At 54.4% G+C, this 15,635-nt stretch carries 14 protein-coding genes; 4 read left to right on the top strand and 10 right to left on the bottom strand.

Features of this window, described 5'->3' with window-relative positions; genetic code table 11:
- Positions 1-2: 2 nt before the first annotated feature.
- Positions 3-296, bottom strand: coding sequence for an Asp-tRNA(Asn)/Glu-tRNA(Gln) amidotransferase subunit GatC (gatC, locus tag CULFRC11_RS04575; protein WP_013911300.1), 294 nt, complete (start codon positions 294-296; stop codon positions 3-5).
- A 399-nt stretch (positions 297-695) separates the two neighbouring features.
- Between gatC and CULFRC11_RS04570 the strand changes: the two genes are divergently transcribed.
- The gene (locus CULFRC11_RS04570) at positions 696-1,358 is read left to right on the top strand and encodes an ACT domain-containing protein (protein WP_023635536.1); all 663 of its coding nucleotides are present in this window, start codon (positions 696-698) and stop codon (positions 1,356-1,358) included.
- 46 nt (positions 1,359-1,404) lie between these two features.
- Here the strand turns inward: CULFRC11_RS04570 and ligA are convergent, their stop codons facing one another.
- Entirely contained in the window at positions 1,405-3,504 is a 2,100-nt protein-coding gene (ligA, locus tag CULFRC11_RS04565; protein WP_023635535.1) for an NAD-dependent DNA ligase LigA, read from the bottom strand.
- 57 nt (positions 3,505-3,561) lie between these two features.
- Here ligA and CULFRC11_RS04560 point away from each other — a divergent pair, with 57 nt between their 5' ends.
- A complete protein-coding gene (locus CULFRC11_RS04560; RefSeq protein WP_023635534.1) occupies positions 3,562-4,260 on the top strand; it encodes a 3'-5' exonuclease in 699 nt (232 codons plus the stop codon).
- 23 nt (positions 4,261-4,283) lie between these two features.
- Here CULFRC11_RS04560 and CULFRC11_RS04555 read toward each other — a convergent pair whose 3' ends face one another.
- Positions 4,284-5,255 carry a uroporphyrinogen decarboxylase/cobalamine-independent methonine synthase family protein gene (locus CULFRC11_RS04555; protein ID WP_023635533.1) on the bottom strand — a complete coding sequence of 324 codons (972 nt, stop codon included), beginning with the start codon at positions 5,253-5,255 and terminating at the stop codon, positions 4,284-4,286.
- 17 nt (positions 5,256-5,272) lie between these two features.
- Positions 5,273-6,397 (bottom strand): tRNA 2-thiouridine(34) synthase MnmA, encoded by a 1,125-nt coding sequence (mnmA, locus tag CULFRC11_RS04550; RefSeq protein WP_031270201.1) that lies wholly within the window; start codon positions 6,395-6,397, stop codon positions 5,273-5,275.
- Positions 6,398-6,515: 118 nt separating this feature from the next.
- Here mnmA and CULFRC11_RS04545 point away from each other — a divergent pair, with 118 nt between their 5' ends.
- Positions 6,516-7,385 (top strand): spermidine synthase, encoded by an 870-nt coding sequence (locus CULFRC11_RS04545; protein ID WP_023635532.1) that lies wholly within the window; start codon positions 6,516-6,518, stop codon positions 7,383-7,385.
- On the opposite strand, the gene CULFRC11_RS04540 is transcribed toward CULFRC11_RS04545, so the two are convergent.
- The 6 genes from CULFRC11_RS04540 to CULFRC11_RS04515 all read right to left on the bottom strand — a co-directional run bounded on the left by CULFRC11_RS04540 (position 7,382) and on the right by CULFRC11_RS04515 (position 13,503).
- Positions 7,382-8,509 (bottom strand): cysteine desulfurase family protein, encoded by a 1,128-nt coding sequence (locus tag CULFRC11_RS04540; protein ID WP_031270198.1) that lies wholly within the window; start codon positions 8,507-8,509, stop codon positions 7,382-7,384. The genes CULFRC11_RS04545 and CULFRC11_RS04540 overlap by 4 nt on opposite strands.
- Before the next feature lie 119 nt (positions 8,510-8,628).
- On the bottom strand, positions 8,629-9,585 hold the full coding sequence (locus tag CULFRC11_RS04535; protein WP_023635530.1) for an electron transfer flavoprotein subunit alpha/FixB family protein: 957 nt from the start codon (positions 9,583-9,585) through the stop codon (positions 8,629-8,631).
- Between the two features lie 19 nt (positions 9,586-9,604).
- Complete coding sequence (locus CULFRC11_RS04530; RefSeq protein WP_013911291.1) at positions 9,605-10,399, bottom strand: electron transfer flavoprotein subunit beta/FixA family protein; 795 nt, start codon at positions 10,397-10,399, stop codon at positions 9,605-9,607.
- 118 nt (positions 10,400-10,517) lie between these two features.
- Positions 10,518-11,729, bottom strand: a complete 1,212-nt coding sequence (locus tag CULFRC11_RS04525) for a THUMP-like domain-containing protein (protein WP_023635529.1) — start codon at positions 11,727-11,729, stop codon at positions 10,518-10,520.
- Between the two features lie 17 nt (positions 11,730-11,746).
- Entirely contained in the window at positions 11,747-12,553 is an 807-nt protein-coding gene (locus CULFRC11_RS04520) for an NUDIX hydrolase (protein ID WP_023635528.1), read from the bottom strand.
- A 101-nt stretch (positions 12,554-12,654) separates the two neighbouring features.
- Complete coding sequence (locus tag CULFRC11_RS04515) at positions 12,655-13,503, bottom strand: ABC transporter ATP-binding protein (RefSeq protein WP_038620957.1); 849 nt, start codon at positions 13,501-13,503, stop codon at positions 12,655-12,657.
- A gap of 94 nt (positions 13,504-13,597) precedes the next feature.
- Here CULFRC11_RS04515 and CULFRC11_RS04510 point away from each other — a divergent pair, with 94 nt between their 5' ends.
- Positions 13,598-15,613: an alpha-1,4-glucan--maltose-1-phosphate maltosyltransferase gene (locus CULFRC11_RS04510; RefSeq protein WP_023635526.1), complete on the top strand. Its 2,016-nt coding sequence runs from the start codon at positions 13,598-13,600 to the stop codon at positions 15,611-15,613.
- Positions 15,614-15,635 lie beyond the last annotated feature (22 nt).

Genomic DNA, 15,635 nt, shown 5'->3' with positions numbered 1-15,635 from the left:
GACTACTCCCCTAGAATCTGTGGAACGACGAAACGCTGTTGGTCAACAGCTGGAGCCTGATCAAGAGCCTGCTCTGGAGTCATAATCTGTTCAATTACGTCTTCACGCATGGTGGTCTTAATCGAGTGCGGGTGACTCATCGGCTCTACCCCCTCTGCAGCGACTTTTTGAACAGCGCTCACGTTACCGATGATGCCGTCAATTTGCGCTGCAAATCGGTCGAGTTCTTCGTCAGTCAATGCCAAGCGCGATAACTTGGCCAGGTGTGCGACTTCATCGCGCGAAATCTCAGGCACTTTTCGTCGATCCTTCTCACATTGGGTACTAATTAAAATACGTAAACCTACATGCCACGCTCTACCGGCACGAGGTCATTGTCATTCTTGAACATACTACTGCACAGGTTCTCTGCTTCAGCATCTGCACCGGGCTAGCCCCTAGGAAACCGCTTTGTGACTTTCCTAATGCCCCTTAAAACATTTCATTCACTGGTTTTCCGTAGCACAAGATTAATGGGACTTTCCCTTATAGAATCGATAAACATTGTAAATACTGTCCCCTAGAGCGCCACCACATAACGTAGACAACGTATTATTATCGGCGCCTAGTATTTGATAGGTATTTTCCAAATCCCGTCCGATATACCGGACTTACATTTTTAGCGGAGCTGCGCCCTAGAAAGGCGATGATTGTTCATGTCCTACCTCATTCGTGTTCATATCCCCGATGCGCCAGGTAGCCTCGGACGCTTAGCAGAGGCCATTGGACTTGTCGACGGCAATATTTCCTCCGTAGACGTCGTCGAGTCTTTTCCCGACGGCACCGTCATGGACGATATGGTGATCGAGCTTCCTGCAGGCACGATGGCGGACGCTTTAATCACAGCCGCTCACGAGGTAGAGGGCGTAGACGTCGATTCCATTCGTCCATTTTCTGGCCGTGTTGATCGTCGTGGGCAAATCGCAATGCTGGCGTCGGTTGCCGGGGCTAATACACATTCTGATTCCTTGGCAAAACTCGTTAACAATATGCCGCAGGCGCTTACTTCTACGTGGGCAGTGCTTCTCGACGTCCACGGCGGAGTCACGCGTGTCACCGCTTCTATTGCCGCCCCTGAGGACGACGGTTCCAGCCCTGACATAGTCCCCATCGAGCAAGCGCGCACACTCATTCCTGAGTCCGAGCCGTGGATCCCACAGTCGTGGGGGCTCCTAGATTCCTCCCTTGCTGCAGCCCCGCTCATCGGGACAAACCTTGTGCTTGTCATCGGGCGTGTGGGCGGACCGGATTACCTCAGCAGCGAGGTGGAACACCTAGGAAACCTGGGAACGATCCTTGGCAGGATTTTGAATAAATAAGACAGGTGTAGAGAGCGTCTCCCCCACTGCTCTCTACACCTGATGCTTATGCCGACCCGTTTTCTAGTAGTTGGATAAAGCCAGCTTCATCGAGAATGGTGAGTCCGAGTTCTCGCGCTTTGGTTTCCTTAGAACCAGCGTTTTCTCCGACAACAACATAGTCAGTTTTTTTAGAAACCGATGTGGATGCCTTACCGCCACGGCTAATAATGGCTTCTTTAGCAGAGTCGCGGCTAAATCCTTCCAAAGAACCAGTAACAACAACGGTCATGCCTGCCAATGTCTGTTCCGGTAGTTGAGAGGTCTCTTCGGCCATAGTCACGCCGGCGAGAGCCCACTGTTCTACGATGTGGACGTGCCAATCAAGCTCGAACCAATCCTTGAAGCTTTGTGCAATGATGGCCCCTACACCTTCAGTATCGGCGATTTCTTCCGCGCTGGCTGCGCGCAATGCGTCCATAGAGTGATAGCGGGCAGCTAGAGCTCGAGCGGCGGTGGGACCAACGTGCCTAATGGATAGTGCAACGAGAACCCGCCAAAGGTCAGCTTTTTTCGATTGTTCTAAGTTGGCCAGCAGCTTGGCCCCTGTAGCATTTAGTGTCTTTTTCTTTGTCGTGTACACACGGGTCTTGAGAAGGTCTTCTTCTGTGAGATTAAACAACCCGGCTTCGTCGATAAGCACGCCCGTCCGGATAAGATCCTCCGCCGCTTTTTCTCCCAAAGCCTCAATATCAAAGGCACCGCGTCCTGCGAGATAGGTTAGACGCGTGCTGAGCTGGGCCGGGCATGACTGAGAATTGGGACAGCGCCAGTCCGCATCATCTTCTTTTTGCGGAGCAAGCCGGGTACCACAGGTAGGGCACAACGTGGGGAAAATAAACTCACGTTCAGTCCCGTCTCGCTTTTCCACTACCGGTCCAAGGACTTCTGGGATCACCTCACCGGCTTTGCGGATCACCACGGTGTCTCCTATGAGCACCCCTTTACGTTTTACTTCCGTTTGGTTGTGCAGCGTTGCCATGGACACAGTGGATCCGGCGACAAAAACAGGGCGCATAACGGCGAAGGGGGTGACACGCCCGGTCCTTCCTACGCCCACCTGAATATCTAAAAGCTCCGTGGTGACTTCTTCTGGTGGATATTTGTAGGCGATAGCCCATCGAGGGGCACGGGCTGTAGCACCCAATGCCCGCTGCTCTGAGATACTGTCTACTTTGACTACAACCCCGTCCATCTCATGGGCTGCGTCGTGACGGTGTTCTGCCCAATACAGAACTTTTTCCTGCACTTCTGCCGCTGAGTGAACCAACTCGGTGTAGGGAGACACAGGCAATCCCCACGCCGCCAACGCCTCGTACGCGTGATACTGCGACGCTGGGGTAAAGCCTTTGGTAGCGCCAAGCCCATGACAGATCATCCGAAGTCGGCGCTTTTTAACAGCCTCAACGTCTTTTTGTCTCAATGACCCGGCAGCAGCATTTCGCGGATTAGCAAAGGGTTTCCCCCCCTCTAATTGGCGTTGCTCGTTAACCGCTGCAAAATCTTCTACGGCGATGAAGACTTCGCCTCGAACTTCCAATAGCTCGGGAACAGGGAACTCTGCGCTTTCACAAAGCTGATGCGGCACATCCGCAATCACTTTTGCGTTTTCCGTGACGTCTTCGCCTATCCGGCCGTCGCCGCGGGTAGCCGCACGCCATAGTTTTCCCTCGCGGTAAATGAGGTCTAGCGAGAGTCCGTCGATCTTTAGCTCGGTAAGGTACGACTGCGCCGGTGTTCTTTGGAGCCAGTCGGAAAGCTCCGCAGCATCAAACACGTTATCCAAGCTCATGAGACGTTCCAGGTGCTCTACGTTATTAAAACTAGAGCCCAAAGCTACAGGCGCTCCGACTTCTAAAGTAGGGCTATCTGGAACTGCGAGTTCGGGGTGTTCTGTTTCAAGCCTTTGGAGTGCCTGAAACAGTGCATCAAAGTCTTGGTCACTGATCTCAGGTGTGCCGTTGTAGTACGCATCACGGTGATACCGCACTTGTTCGGCGAGTTCGTCCCATTGTCTGCGGAGTTCGATATTGGAATCAGTCACGCTAGCTAGTTTATCGTTGGTGCTTAACTTCAGCGGCTTCTGACCCCATACGCTGCCCTTCATTGCTGATGAGCCACCGGGTTACACCGGGTGTTGAAGGGATTGTCTAGGGTGTGAGTCATGAACTCTCTTGACCCTAATGTTGCTGTCTTTGATCCGATGAAGGTCTTAAGTTTTGATCTCGAGACCACCTCTGCGAACCCTCATGAAGCCCGCATCGTGTCCTCTGCGCTCGTCAGGATCGATAGCAACGGTGCCCACCCACAGGAACTTCTGGCAGACCCTGGAATAGAGATCCCTGAGGAAGCCGCAAAGGTCCACGGCATCACCACGGAATATGCACGCGAACACGGGCGTCCGCATGAAGAAGTGCTACAGGAAACCGTAGCGGCTATCCAACAAGCGTGGGCTGACGGGCTGACGCTCATTGTTTATAACGCTGCATATGATCTCACGGTGCTAAGAAAGCTCACTGGTGATTTTGTTGTTACCGGCCCGGTGTTTGACCCTTACGTCATGGATAAAGCCCTCGACCGATTCCGCAAGGGCAAGCGCACGCTTACGGATCTCTGCCAGCACTACAACGTGCGTTTAGACAATGCTCATGAGGCTACCTCCGATGCACTCGCGGCGGCGCGCATAGCGTGGATGCAAGCAAATCGAAACTTTAAAGAGGAGATTTCTCAAAAATCCCTCAATGAGCTCATGGAATTCCAAGCCGTCGAATACTACGAATTTCAGACGAACCTCAAAAACTATTTTGAGGGCAAGGGCAAAGACGTATCCTCTATCAATACGTCCTGGCCGATGCAGGGATGAACCGTACTACCGCTCACCCAAAACTAAAGATCGCCCGCATCGCGCTGCAGAATCTCCTCGACTTCCCGCAAGGTGGCTAGATCATGGGCCACCTCCACAAGAGTTGTGTCAATCCTAGGGGAAGACTGGGTTATATCTGCGTGCGCCAAGGCGTGACGTTCTATACCGAGCTCGTCGTAGAACCTGGCCACAGCAATAGCAAGATCGCGGGCATTCGTACCGTAAAGCCCTAAACCAGCGAGCATTCCCGACGCGAGTGCTTCCCCGAAGGCGTCGAGAAGCCTCGTTCCTTTAACGCGAGTAGGAGAGATGAGGATTTGATCTACTGTTGCAAGAACAGCAACGTCCACGTTGGGTTCCCTGCCAGTCTCATTAAGTAGCACCAGGTCTACGTTCTCTCCGCGCACCGCTTCTACAACGCCGGCAAGACGTTCCCCTAGGTCTTTAGGGTGAACGGCTGGGATCGTATCAAAATCACTTGTGCCCTGGATCTCCCCACGGCGTAGCGCAGAGAGCGCTGGTTCATCGATTTGTATGCGGATGTGAGCGTCGAAACGCTTATGCAAGTCAGATACGTGTTCTCTCACCCCATGCGTCAGAGCCTCTGTGATGTCTCTCAGTGCGCCAGAATCAGTGACGGCTCGATGCCCATTGGGAAGTTCCATGTGAGTCGCCAACGTCCAAGGGCCCAACACTTGTGCTTTGAGCATAGGGGTACTTCCCCACTGCTCTTGCAACTGATCCAGGTCTTCCTCCATGCGGTCCCAGATCCGGTGAGTGAGTAGCTGCGGCCGCGCGCTCAAGCGCCAGGACCTTGGCCCCTTTTCTACCGGAAGATCAGGCATCAACGTACACGTCCGGCCGACAGCATCGGATCCTAGACCGCGACTAGGAAGCTGCGGAAGTGCTCTCATATCTCCGGTTTCGCCTGCAATAACATCTGCAGCATCGATCATGCTCGTACCAGGCATAGGGCCTAAAGCGAATGTTGCCATAGAAAATCTCTCCGCAGCTAGGCGCTAGTGAGGTGCGTACCGGTGGCCTTCTGGGTGTCGTAGATTGTTCCAGACCCAAGCACAATATCCCCGCCGGCATCCGGCAAGTAAATCACTGCGGCCTGACCACGCGCCACGCCGGACAACGGCTTGTGCAGGGTGATAGTCATCGTATCGTTGTGCGAATCGACGCTCACCTGGCAGGGCACCACGGAACCATGTGCCCGAACCTGAACCTCTGCAGAGAACTCTCCGCTGAGGGCTGGGTGGAGATACTTCAAGCGGTCAGCGTAAATCCGGCTCACAGAAAGGTCGTCACGCGATCCCACGGTTACGGTTCCTGTCGCAGCATCAATATCGGTGACATAGCGCGGTTTTCCATCTGCCGCAGGCTGCTTAATGTCAAGCCCTTTGCGCTGACCAATGGTGTAGTTCCAAGCACCGTCGTGCTCTTTCAAGGGCTGCCCCTCTACATCCACGATCATGCCCGGCCTAAGACCAATATGCCGACCCAGGAACGCCTGCGTATTGCCATCAGGAATGAAGCAAATGTCATAGGAATCCGGCTTTTTTGCCACGGAAAAGCCTTGAGCTGCCGCTTCTTCACGAATCTTGGGTTTAACGGTATCGCCCACAGGGAACATACAATGCGCGATTTCTTTTTCGCTGAGCACGCCAAGCACATACGACTGATCTTTTTCCGGGTCAATAGCACGGCGCAAATAGCCGTCACCGCCATCTGCGGGCTGGGTGAGCTGAGCGTAGTGGCCAGTTACTACGGCATCGAATCCCAAAGCGATACCGCGTTCCAGCAACGCAGCAAACTTGATCTTTTCATTGCATCTAAGGCAGGGATTCGGTGTTTCTCCCGCTTCGTAGGAGGAGATGAAGTCATCAATCACGTCTTCTTTAAAACGATCCGAAAAATCCCACACATAAAAAGGAATCCCCAGTTTGTCACATACCCTGCGGGCATCTGCGGAATCCTCTAGTGAACAACAACCACGAGAAGATTCTCGTACTGTTTGCGGATCCTGCGAGAGCGCAAGGTGTACGCCTACTACCTCGTGGCCCGCTGCGACAGCTCGCGCTGCTGCCACTGCTGAATCCACTCCGCCACTCATCGCTGCAAGAACTCGCATGTGATTCCTTGTACTCCTTATATTGTCCTCAGTGCCGACCACGCCCGCTACTTGTTCAACGGAGCTATCTTAGTCTTATTCCCAGTCACTCAGCATAGGCACTGTAACCTTATCGCTCATGGGTAGGAAAAAAGGTGGTCGGGTTTCACCGGATATCAACGCTAGTAATGGGCCCGTAGCAGGGGTTTACCCCACGTCTACGGGAACAGTGGAACTTCGACCAGATTCTTTCATGTCTCATGCCTGGGAGGTCTACGTCAACGGGGTACCATCGAGCCATATATGTGAAGACCCCAGCAGGCTTGAATACGAGTACATGCGGTGGATTGCCGCAGCCGTAGAGTGGTTTGTCACCGCCCATGCATCGCCGACTGCACTCAGAGTCACACATTTAGGTGGCGGTGCCTGCACGATGGCTCGCTACTTAGCGCATCAATACCCCAAGTCGCGGAACACCGTAGTGGAATTGGATGGCGAGCTAGCTCGATTAGCTCGCGTATGGTTCGATCTTCCCCGCGCCCCGTTGTTAAAGATCCGCGTGGGTGAGGCCAGAGAGGTAACCAATTCTTTTACCGATGCAAGCCGGGATGTAATTATCAGAGACGTCTTCGCTGGCGATTCCACCCCGCTCCCGCTAACAACCGTCGAGTTTTTCCGCCACTGCCACCGCAGCCTCGCGCCGGGAGGACTCTACGTGGCCAACTGCGGGGACCACTCCGATCTCCGGGGTGCCCGTGCTGAGCTTAAAGGCATGGCAGAAGTTTTTACACACGTCGCCTGCATCTCGGACCCTGCAATGCTCAAGGGGCGAAGGTACGGAAACCTCATACTGATCGGCACAGACTCTCCGCTCCCCGACCTTACAGCGACGCAACACATAACGCGTTCCTTGCTAGGAGGCGGAGTACCTGCCCATTACAAGGACGATGCCTGGACTCGTAACTTCATGGCCGCAGGGATACCCCGATTCGATCCACCAGCCGCCTAGGCCATACCGGCTAAACGTGCACGCCTGACGACGTCGGGTAGCTGTTGCACAAGCTTCTCGACGTCCGCCTCCCCCGTTGTCCGGCCAAGAGTAAAGCGAATGGTGCTGCGGGCAATCTTTTCTTCCACCCCTGCAGCTAAAAGAACATGGCTGGCCCTGTTCACTCCGTTTGAGCATGCTGAACCGGTGGATGCTTCCAAACCAAGCGAGTCCAGAAGCATAATGAGGCTATCGCCTTCTGCTCCGGGGAAAGACACGTGAAGGTGCCCTGGCAATGCATCGTCCGGGGTATGCAGCACAACGTTATCAATCGTTTCTAGAATGCGACTGCGAAGCTCGTTGCGCAATGCCATTACTCTGCGTTGTTCCTGCTCCATCTCAGCGACTGCTTCAGACAAAGCCGCAGCCGTAGCCGCAGCCCCAGCCACATCCACGGTTCCAGATCTAATGCCACGTTCTTGCCCACCACCATGGAAAATAGGACGAGGAGCAGGCGAGCGTCGAGCCAACAACAAACCAACGCCCCGAGGCCCACCAAATTTGTGGGCACTTGCTGCAAGCGTGGTAGCCCCAAGCTCATGAAAATTCATGGGAAGATGCCCCACCACTTGCACGGCATCAACATGGAGAGGCGTACCCGCGGCGGCAGCAGACGAAGCCACTTTGTGGATCGGCTGTATCGCACCAGTCTCGTTATTTGCCCACATCACCGCAGCCACAGCAGCAGGTTCATCCAACTGTGAAAGATCCGAGACAATCCCGTCTGAACCGACGGGCAGCATGTCTACCTCGGCGCCACGCGTCTCAAGGTATTTCAGTGTCTCAAGCACCGCGGGGTGTTCTATCCCCGTGCTAACGATCCGAGTAAGATCACTGGCCTGCCATAATCCTGCAACGCCGATATTGTCAGACTCCGTACCTGAACCAGTGAATAAGACTTCAATGGGCTCACATCCGAGCAACTCGGCAATTTCCTCGCGCGCGGTGTCAAGGACGCTCCGTGCTGCACGCCCCGAACCATATTGGCTTGCTGGATTAACCAGATGAGCATTGTCTAGCCAAGCTTCTCGCGCAACCCTACGGATTGGCGTGGTTGCGGCATGATCAAAATAACTCGACTGCATGGAGGCCGATTCTACTCGGCGCTGCACTCCGAGTAGGAAGCCGGTTCCCTTTTTACACAAAGTATGCCGAGTCCCTTGATACACAAGGCTCGGCATACTTTGAAACAAAGCTCGTGCTCCTAGGCTTTCCGCTGCGCAATCTCCTGGACAAGTAGCGGGGTGATCTCATGAATATCTCCCACCACGCCCAGGTCTGCAATAGAGAAGAACGGAGCATCCTCATCATTGTTGATGACGATGATCTTCTTTGAGGTCTGCATTCCGGATGTGTGCTGAATAGCACCAGAGATGCCGAGGCCAATGTATACATCGGGAGAGACCGTAACGCCTGTTTGCCCGATCTGATACTGCGCCGAGTAGTATCCCAGGTCAACAGCATCGCGGGTAGCACCCACAGCCCCGCCGAGGGCGTCGGCAAGCGGCTCGACGATAGAACCAAAGTTCTCCGCGGATTCCACTCCGCGACCACCTGCCACGACGACCTTCGCGCTGGTCAGATCCGGGCGATCGCCCTTAACCGCTGGAGTAAAGGAGGTTACTTTTACGTCCTTCACAGCGGCAGTGGGAATCTCCATGACAGATACGGTTCCTGCTGCAGGAGAAGGCACAGCTTCCACGCTTCCGGGACGCAATGTGTAAATCGGGCTTGCGCCCCCGACTGCGGCAGAAACATCGAACGTATCGCCAAACACAGAAAGATGTGCGGTCCTATCAGGGTTGATTCCGACCACATCGCACAGCACACCAGAGGCAAGACGCGCTGCAAGCCGTCCCGCGATCTCATTACCGTGGACTCCTGCGTCCAAAAGGATCGGACCCGGCGCGGCTGCCGCAAGCATCGATAGAGCATCTGCTTGTGGGATCACGATACGAGAATCCACGTCGGCGGCCTGGGCCGCAACGATGGAGGTGGCGCCAAGCTCGGCCAGCTTAGACACGAGCGGTTCATGAGTCCCTGGGGTGCCTACGACGACGGCCGTGACGTCGCCTAGCACTCGCGCAGCGGTGAAAAGCTCTCCGGTTGCGGGAAGAACCTGTCCGTCGGCGTGTTCGACAAGTACGTAAACAGTTGACATTGTCTGTTCTTCTCCTTTTTTAGATGAGCTTCTCAGCGGCTAGGAAGTCTGCGATGGCGGCAGCGGCGGTACGCGGGTCTGTGTTGATCACGTCGCCGCCTTGACGAGCCGCGCGCTCCGTAGCAGCGGTAACAGCGGTAGCGGCATGTGCAAGCCCCACGTGTTCTGGGGCGACCCCTATGGACACCAAGTTAAACTGCTGGATTTCGGCCTTTTTAGCGGCCATGATGCCCTTGAAGTTAGGGAATCGAGGCTTATCTGCTTTTTCTGTGACAGCCACGATCGCAGGAAGCGTTGCCTCAAGAGCAAAATCACCGTCATGGGTCTCCCGGATACCGCTGATGGTATTCCCCGACAGAGTAATCTCACGCATGCTGGTGAGAGCGGGCTGCTGACGATACTCGCTAAGTATTCCGGGAACCGCTCCCATAGCGCCATCGGAAGAGGCAGAGCCCGCGACGATAAGCGCGACATCTGGAATCTGGTTAATCGCGTTATTCAGTGCCCATGCGGTTCCCAGAACATCAGAGCCAGCGAGCGCTTCATCCGAGAGAAGAATCGCTTGATCTGCCCCCATAGCGAGCGCCTTGCGCAATGCTTCCTCAGAGCCTGCCGGACCGGCGGAAAGGGCGACTACCGTATAACCAGCATCTGGATTGGACTCTTTAAGCCGCAGTGCTTGTTCCACCGCGTACTCGTTAATCTCATCGATCACAGAATCAACGTTGACGCGATCAAGAGTGAAATCACTCTCAAGCTTCTTTGTTGACCATGTATCGGGAACATTTTTGACCAGAGCCACGATTGCGGGCATCGGTGTCATCCCTTCTTTTCTTCTCTCAGAGCAGGGAGTCAAGGTGACACCCCTACCGAAAAATCGAAACAGTCTCTTGCTTTATCTCGCGTCTCGACGACGCACACGTTGGGCAAGTCTAGTGCACAAAAGTATGGGGTGGCTCATCTGCGTACTCACGGGCCTCACAAATAAGCCCCACACCTTGAGAACCAACGCGAGTGCAGAAGACTGCCATAGGCCGTTTCCCCTTAAGCCCGAGTTTCTTTCGTAGAACATCAGGGTCCACGTCTACTCCACGTACAAGAATCTCTAAACTCCCGCAATCGTGTTTTTTTAACGCAGTTTTGAGCTTTTTCAACGGCACGGATTCAATAAATTTAAAACCGCTACGTCCCGCTGGGATCGCATCACCCGTCAGGTATGCGATTCTCTCATCCAACATCCACAAGCCCTCGCGCCGGGCATAATGACGCACTAGACCCGCTCTCACGACCGCACCGTCTGGATCGATGAGGTATTTCCCTGGGGAGTCTGCCCCGACGTCGGAAGGCATAAGATCAGTAATTTTGTCTATGCGGTGACTATCGGTAAGGCATTCTGTTTTAGATGTGGTTATAACAAGCGCCTCACGGGTTTCCCCGCCACTCAGTCCGGCTGTGTATAAGCAGGCCTCTTTTACTCCCCCGTTCACGCTTGCCACGCTCACCAGTCCGTCCCACTCTGAGAAGTCAAGACCCGGGGCACATTTGATAGCCAACTCATGTCCCTGCCAGATCTCTACGAGACTGGGAAGTGGCGGAATAAGTTGCGCCGGAGAAGTAATTCTTCGCCCACCGGCCCGGCGCGCAGGATCTGCCACAATGATGCTTTCGCTTGTCGACGCCGGCCTGAGGGCATCTGCTCGCGAGTAGAGACCTCGCGGCTCGTTAAACTGGGCCATCAACAAGCGAGCCTGGTCTAGATCGCTACCGTGGTAGTCCATCCCGGCCTCGGTAATTGCAGCGCCCTCCGTGCCAATCGAGCACGTGACATCGTGGACTAGCCTTTGGGGACAATGGGCAGCAATTCTTTCAGCTCTGCGTTGGGCTACCACGAGCGGAGTTGCTTGTTGTGCCGATTCGTGGCACATAAGCCACTGGCTAGGAAGTTTTCCTTTAGCAGCAGATCGGGAACTCACCAGTTCCATCGCCGCGCGCCCATAGTCGCCAAATTCAGAACGAAAGAAAGCGCTGTCTTTGATGGCGCTTGCTTTAGTCATGGGGTGGTCTGCTGTCAGACGGCGTTCTGCATCGGCGATCTTTTCCTCGTGGGCAACGAGGAAGCGCACCTCAGCGGGATGAAAACTCACGTGTAGGGCTATCTTTCTTAAAAACGTTTGGGAGGGACATACGTGAAAAACTCTTCGTAGAGAGGATCGTACTCAGGGATGCCCTTATAAGGCTTCATATCCGCTTTTCTCAAATGTGTGAGTAGGTCGGTCACACAGTCGAACTGGTTCAGGGTCCATAGCTGCGCCCATGTGGGAAAGACTAGGCGTAGGAGTCCTGCCCTCCATCCGTCTAAGATGAGCTCAGGGGAAAACCATCCGGTGGATGCCGCCTCGCTGGTGTTTCCGTCAGGTTCTTGTCCTGGGGGTTGGACAGCGACGAAGGAAAACATATCAAATCGGCGTTCATCCTCATCGGGGCTTACCCACCGGGTCGAGGGGCGTAGCAATTCTGATCTCAGCATCAACCCGTTGCGTTCTAGCACCTGGGAGAGAGAAAGTCGGTGGCTTTCTAACGCCAAGCGCTGCGAGTGATAGGGGGTGGCGTCTAAAATCGGGCGGCCATCTGCGTGCGAGGCAAGAAGGGTGCCGGTTTCCTCAAAAAGTTCACGTACCGCAGCAAATAATAATGCTCGGGCTCTATTGCGATTAGTTCCGAGTACTCGGGCCCAATGCATCAAACTTGGACCGTCAAAAGTGTCATAGAGGGCGTCTTCATGGCTCAGCTCAAAATCGCGAGCGTCAACGCCACCGCCAGGAAAGACGGTGGTGTTAGGGAACGTGGGCATAGAAGACACGCGCTCTTGCACATACACTTCCATGCCTAGCGGCGAATCGCGAACCATCAATACGGTGACAGCAAGCTTGGCGCCACCGAGGCCCAATATCTCCTCAGGTTCGTGCATAGTCACCCCCACGATGCGCTCTGCAATCGTTCTCGTCACCTGTGAACAAACAACGCATTACTGCTGTTTACCGCCAGTTGTTGAATGGTCTAGCAACAAGTCTACTTGCGATGCCTCGTTGCGCGTTTTTGCCGTCGGGCAAAATACCGACCATCTATCTTATCCACAGCAATTGGCTGGTGGAACGCCCTGGTCAGATTTTCACTAGTGATTACATCGTCGATAAGGCCTTGTGCCACCACTGCGCCTTCGTCGAGAAGCAACGCATGGGTAAAGCCAGGAGGAACTTCTTCCACATGGTGAGTAATCATGACGATCGCCGGGGCATCGGCGTCCATCGCGAGCTCGCCAAGATAAGCCACCAGGTCTTCCCTGCCGCCGAGATCCATGCCAGCAGTTGGTTCGTCGAGAAGCAAAAGCTCTGGGTTAGTCATCAACGCGCGGGCTACCAAGACTCGCTTACGCTCGCCCTCGCTCAGCGTTCCCCAGGTTTGATCTGCAAGGTAATAGGCGCCGACTTGTTCTAAAATTTCCGTGGCTCGCCCCAGATCCCACTCTTCATATTCTTCCCGCCAGCGCCCCAAGATCGCATAGCCTGCGGAGATAACCAGGTCAGACACCTTCTCATCCGCGGGGATTCGGTTGCCCAGAGCGGACGAGGAAACGCCGATCATTGCACGTAGATCGCGCATATCAGTCCGGCCGAGTTGTTCCCCCATAATCCACAGCTTTCCCTTGGAAGGAAATTCCTCGGCGGCAGCCATACGAATCAACGTGGTTTTTCCAGCACCATTCGGTCCCAAAATCACCCATCGCTCATCGAGCTCAACCTGCCACTCAACAGGGCCAACCAATGTTTTACCGCCACGTTTGAATTCCACCTCGGAAAAGTCGAGGAGTAGATCAGGGTTACGGGGCTCGATCTCAGCGTTTGTCATGCCTTCCATCATGACGGATTTCTCACTGTCCATGTGGAAGTGACACAGGTGAACTACGCTTTAAAGATAGGTAACCCATCGAAACCAGGAAGCGAGCACTGCTGAAGTGACAGGAAGACTTGCCATCGAAGACGTACGCCCACGCATATCGGGAGGATCGCAGCCTTCCAAAGCTGTAGTCGGAGAGATGATTCCCGTGAGCGCCCTCGTATGGCGTGAAGGCCACGACGCAGTGTCGGCAACACTCAACGTCACCTCTCCTAGTGGCGAGGTGACTCGCACGATCATGACCACCACCCCCTTCGACCAAGACAAAATGTTTTCTAGCTTTGTCCCTGACGTTCTTGGAACGTGGAGCTTCCGGGTCGATGCGTGGTCCGATCCTATGAGCACCTGGCGTCATGCCGTGATAGCAAAAATTGAAGTGGGCCAAGATGAAGACGATCTTTTTAATGATCTAGAGCACGGGGCCCAGCTCTTTGAAAAAGCTGCCGCAAACGCGCCGAAACCTACTGCTCAAAAGCTCTTCGCAGTAGCTGATTCTCTGCGTTCTAGCCAACCATTACGAGCTAGGGTCGCACCAGCGCTGAGCAAGGAAATCCACTCGATTCTCCGCGAGCACCCCGTGCGGGAGCTGCTCACCCGAGGACAAAGCCATACAGTACTGGTAGAACGTCGCGATGCACAGTTCAGCTCATGGTATGAGCTCTTCCCACGCTCTACTGGAGGTTGGGATGCTGATGGAAATCCCGTGCACGGCACGTTTTCTACCACGGCTCAAGCACTTAAGCGAGTAGCGGCCATGGGCTTTGATACCGTCTATTTCCCTCCTATCCATCCCATTGGAACGGTCCACCGTAAAGGGAAAAACAACACCTTGATCGCCGAGCCCGACGACGTTGGCTCGCCATGGGCGATCGGTTCTGCTGACGGCGGACACGACGCAGTACATCCGCAACTAGGAACGCTCAAAGACTTTCGGGAGCTAGTGGCCACGGCCGAGAAACTCGGTCTTAGCATTGCTCTTGACCTCGCGTTGCAGGCAGCTCCAGACCACCCTTGGGCGCGTACCCACCAGGACTTTTTTACGGTACTTGCCGACGGCACAATCGCATATGCAGAAAATCCTCCCAAAAAATATCAGGATATTTATCCGCTGAATTTTGATAACAATAAATCAGCTATCTACGCAGAACTCAAGCGCATCGTTCTGTTCTGGATTGCCCAAGGGGTCACAGTATTCCGCGTTGATAATCCGCATACAAAACCCGCCAACTTCTGGGAATGGCTCATCAGCACCATCCATGAAACGCATCCTGAGATCATCTTCCTAGCGGAAGCCTTTACCCGCCCAGCGCGACTTTATGGACTTGGCAAGCTCGGTTTCACCCAGTCTTATACATACTTTACGTGGCGTACCACCAAATCTGAGCTGGAAGAATTTGGTACTGAGATAGCCGCAATGGCAGACTCCTCCCGCCCCAACCTCTTTGTTAATACCCCAGACATATTGCATGAGAGTCTGCAGCACGGCGGACGCGCCATGTTTGCAATCCGAGCAGCTCTTGCCTCCACTTTGTCTCCGCTGTGGGGCGTGTACTCCGGGTTTGAACTCTACGAACACGAGGCAGTCTCCCCCGGCAGCGAGGAGTACTTGGACTCTGAAAAGTATGAGCTTCGGCCACGCGACTTCGCTGCGGCCCTTGAACAGGGAAACTCCCTAGAGCCTTATATCGGTGCACTTAATGCCATTCGGCGCGCACATCCTGCCTTACAGCAACTTCGGATCATTGATTTCCACAGCACCGATAATGACAACATCATCGCTTATAGCAAAGTCGATCCAGTCTCTGGTGATGCCGTCCTCGTAGTGGTCAACCTGGACCCTGAGCACGCCCATGCAGCCACCGTGGATCTCACCATGAGCGCTATCGGATGTGAAGACACCGATCACTTCACCGTCACCGATTTAGTCACGGGCGCCCAGTTCCCGTGGAATAAACGCACCTATGTCCGGCTAGATCCCTGCGCAGATGTCGCCCACATCCTGCAGCTTCCCGTTGTTGATGAAAGTAAACGTGAAGCACTCTCCTGGCGCACCCCTACCGACTATTCCAACTAATTCTCATCGTTGAAAGGATCCA

It is taken from the genome of Corynebacterium ulcerans, from assembly GCF_000767685.1.
Classification (GTDB): Bacteria; Actinomycetota; Actinomycetes; order Mycobacteriales; family Mycobacteriaceae; genus Corynebacterium; species Corynebacterium ulcerans.
This window is presented reverse-complemented; position numbering and strand designations above follow the sequence as displayed.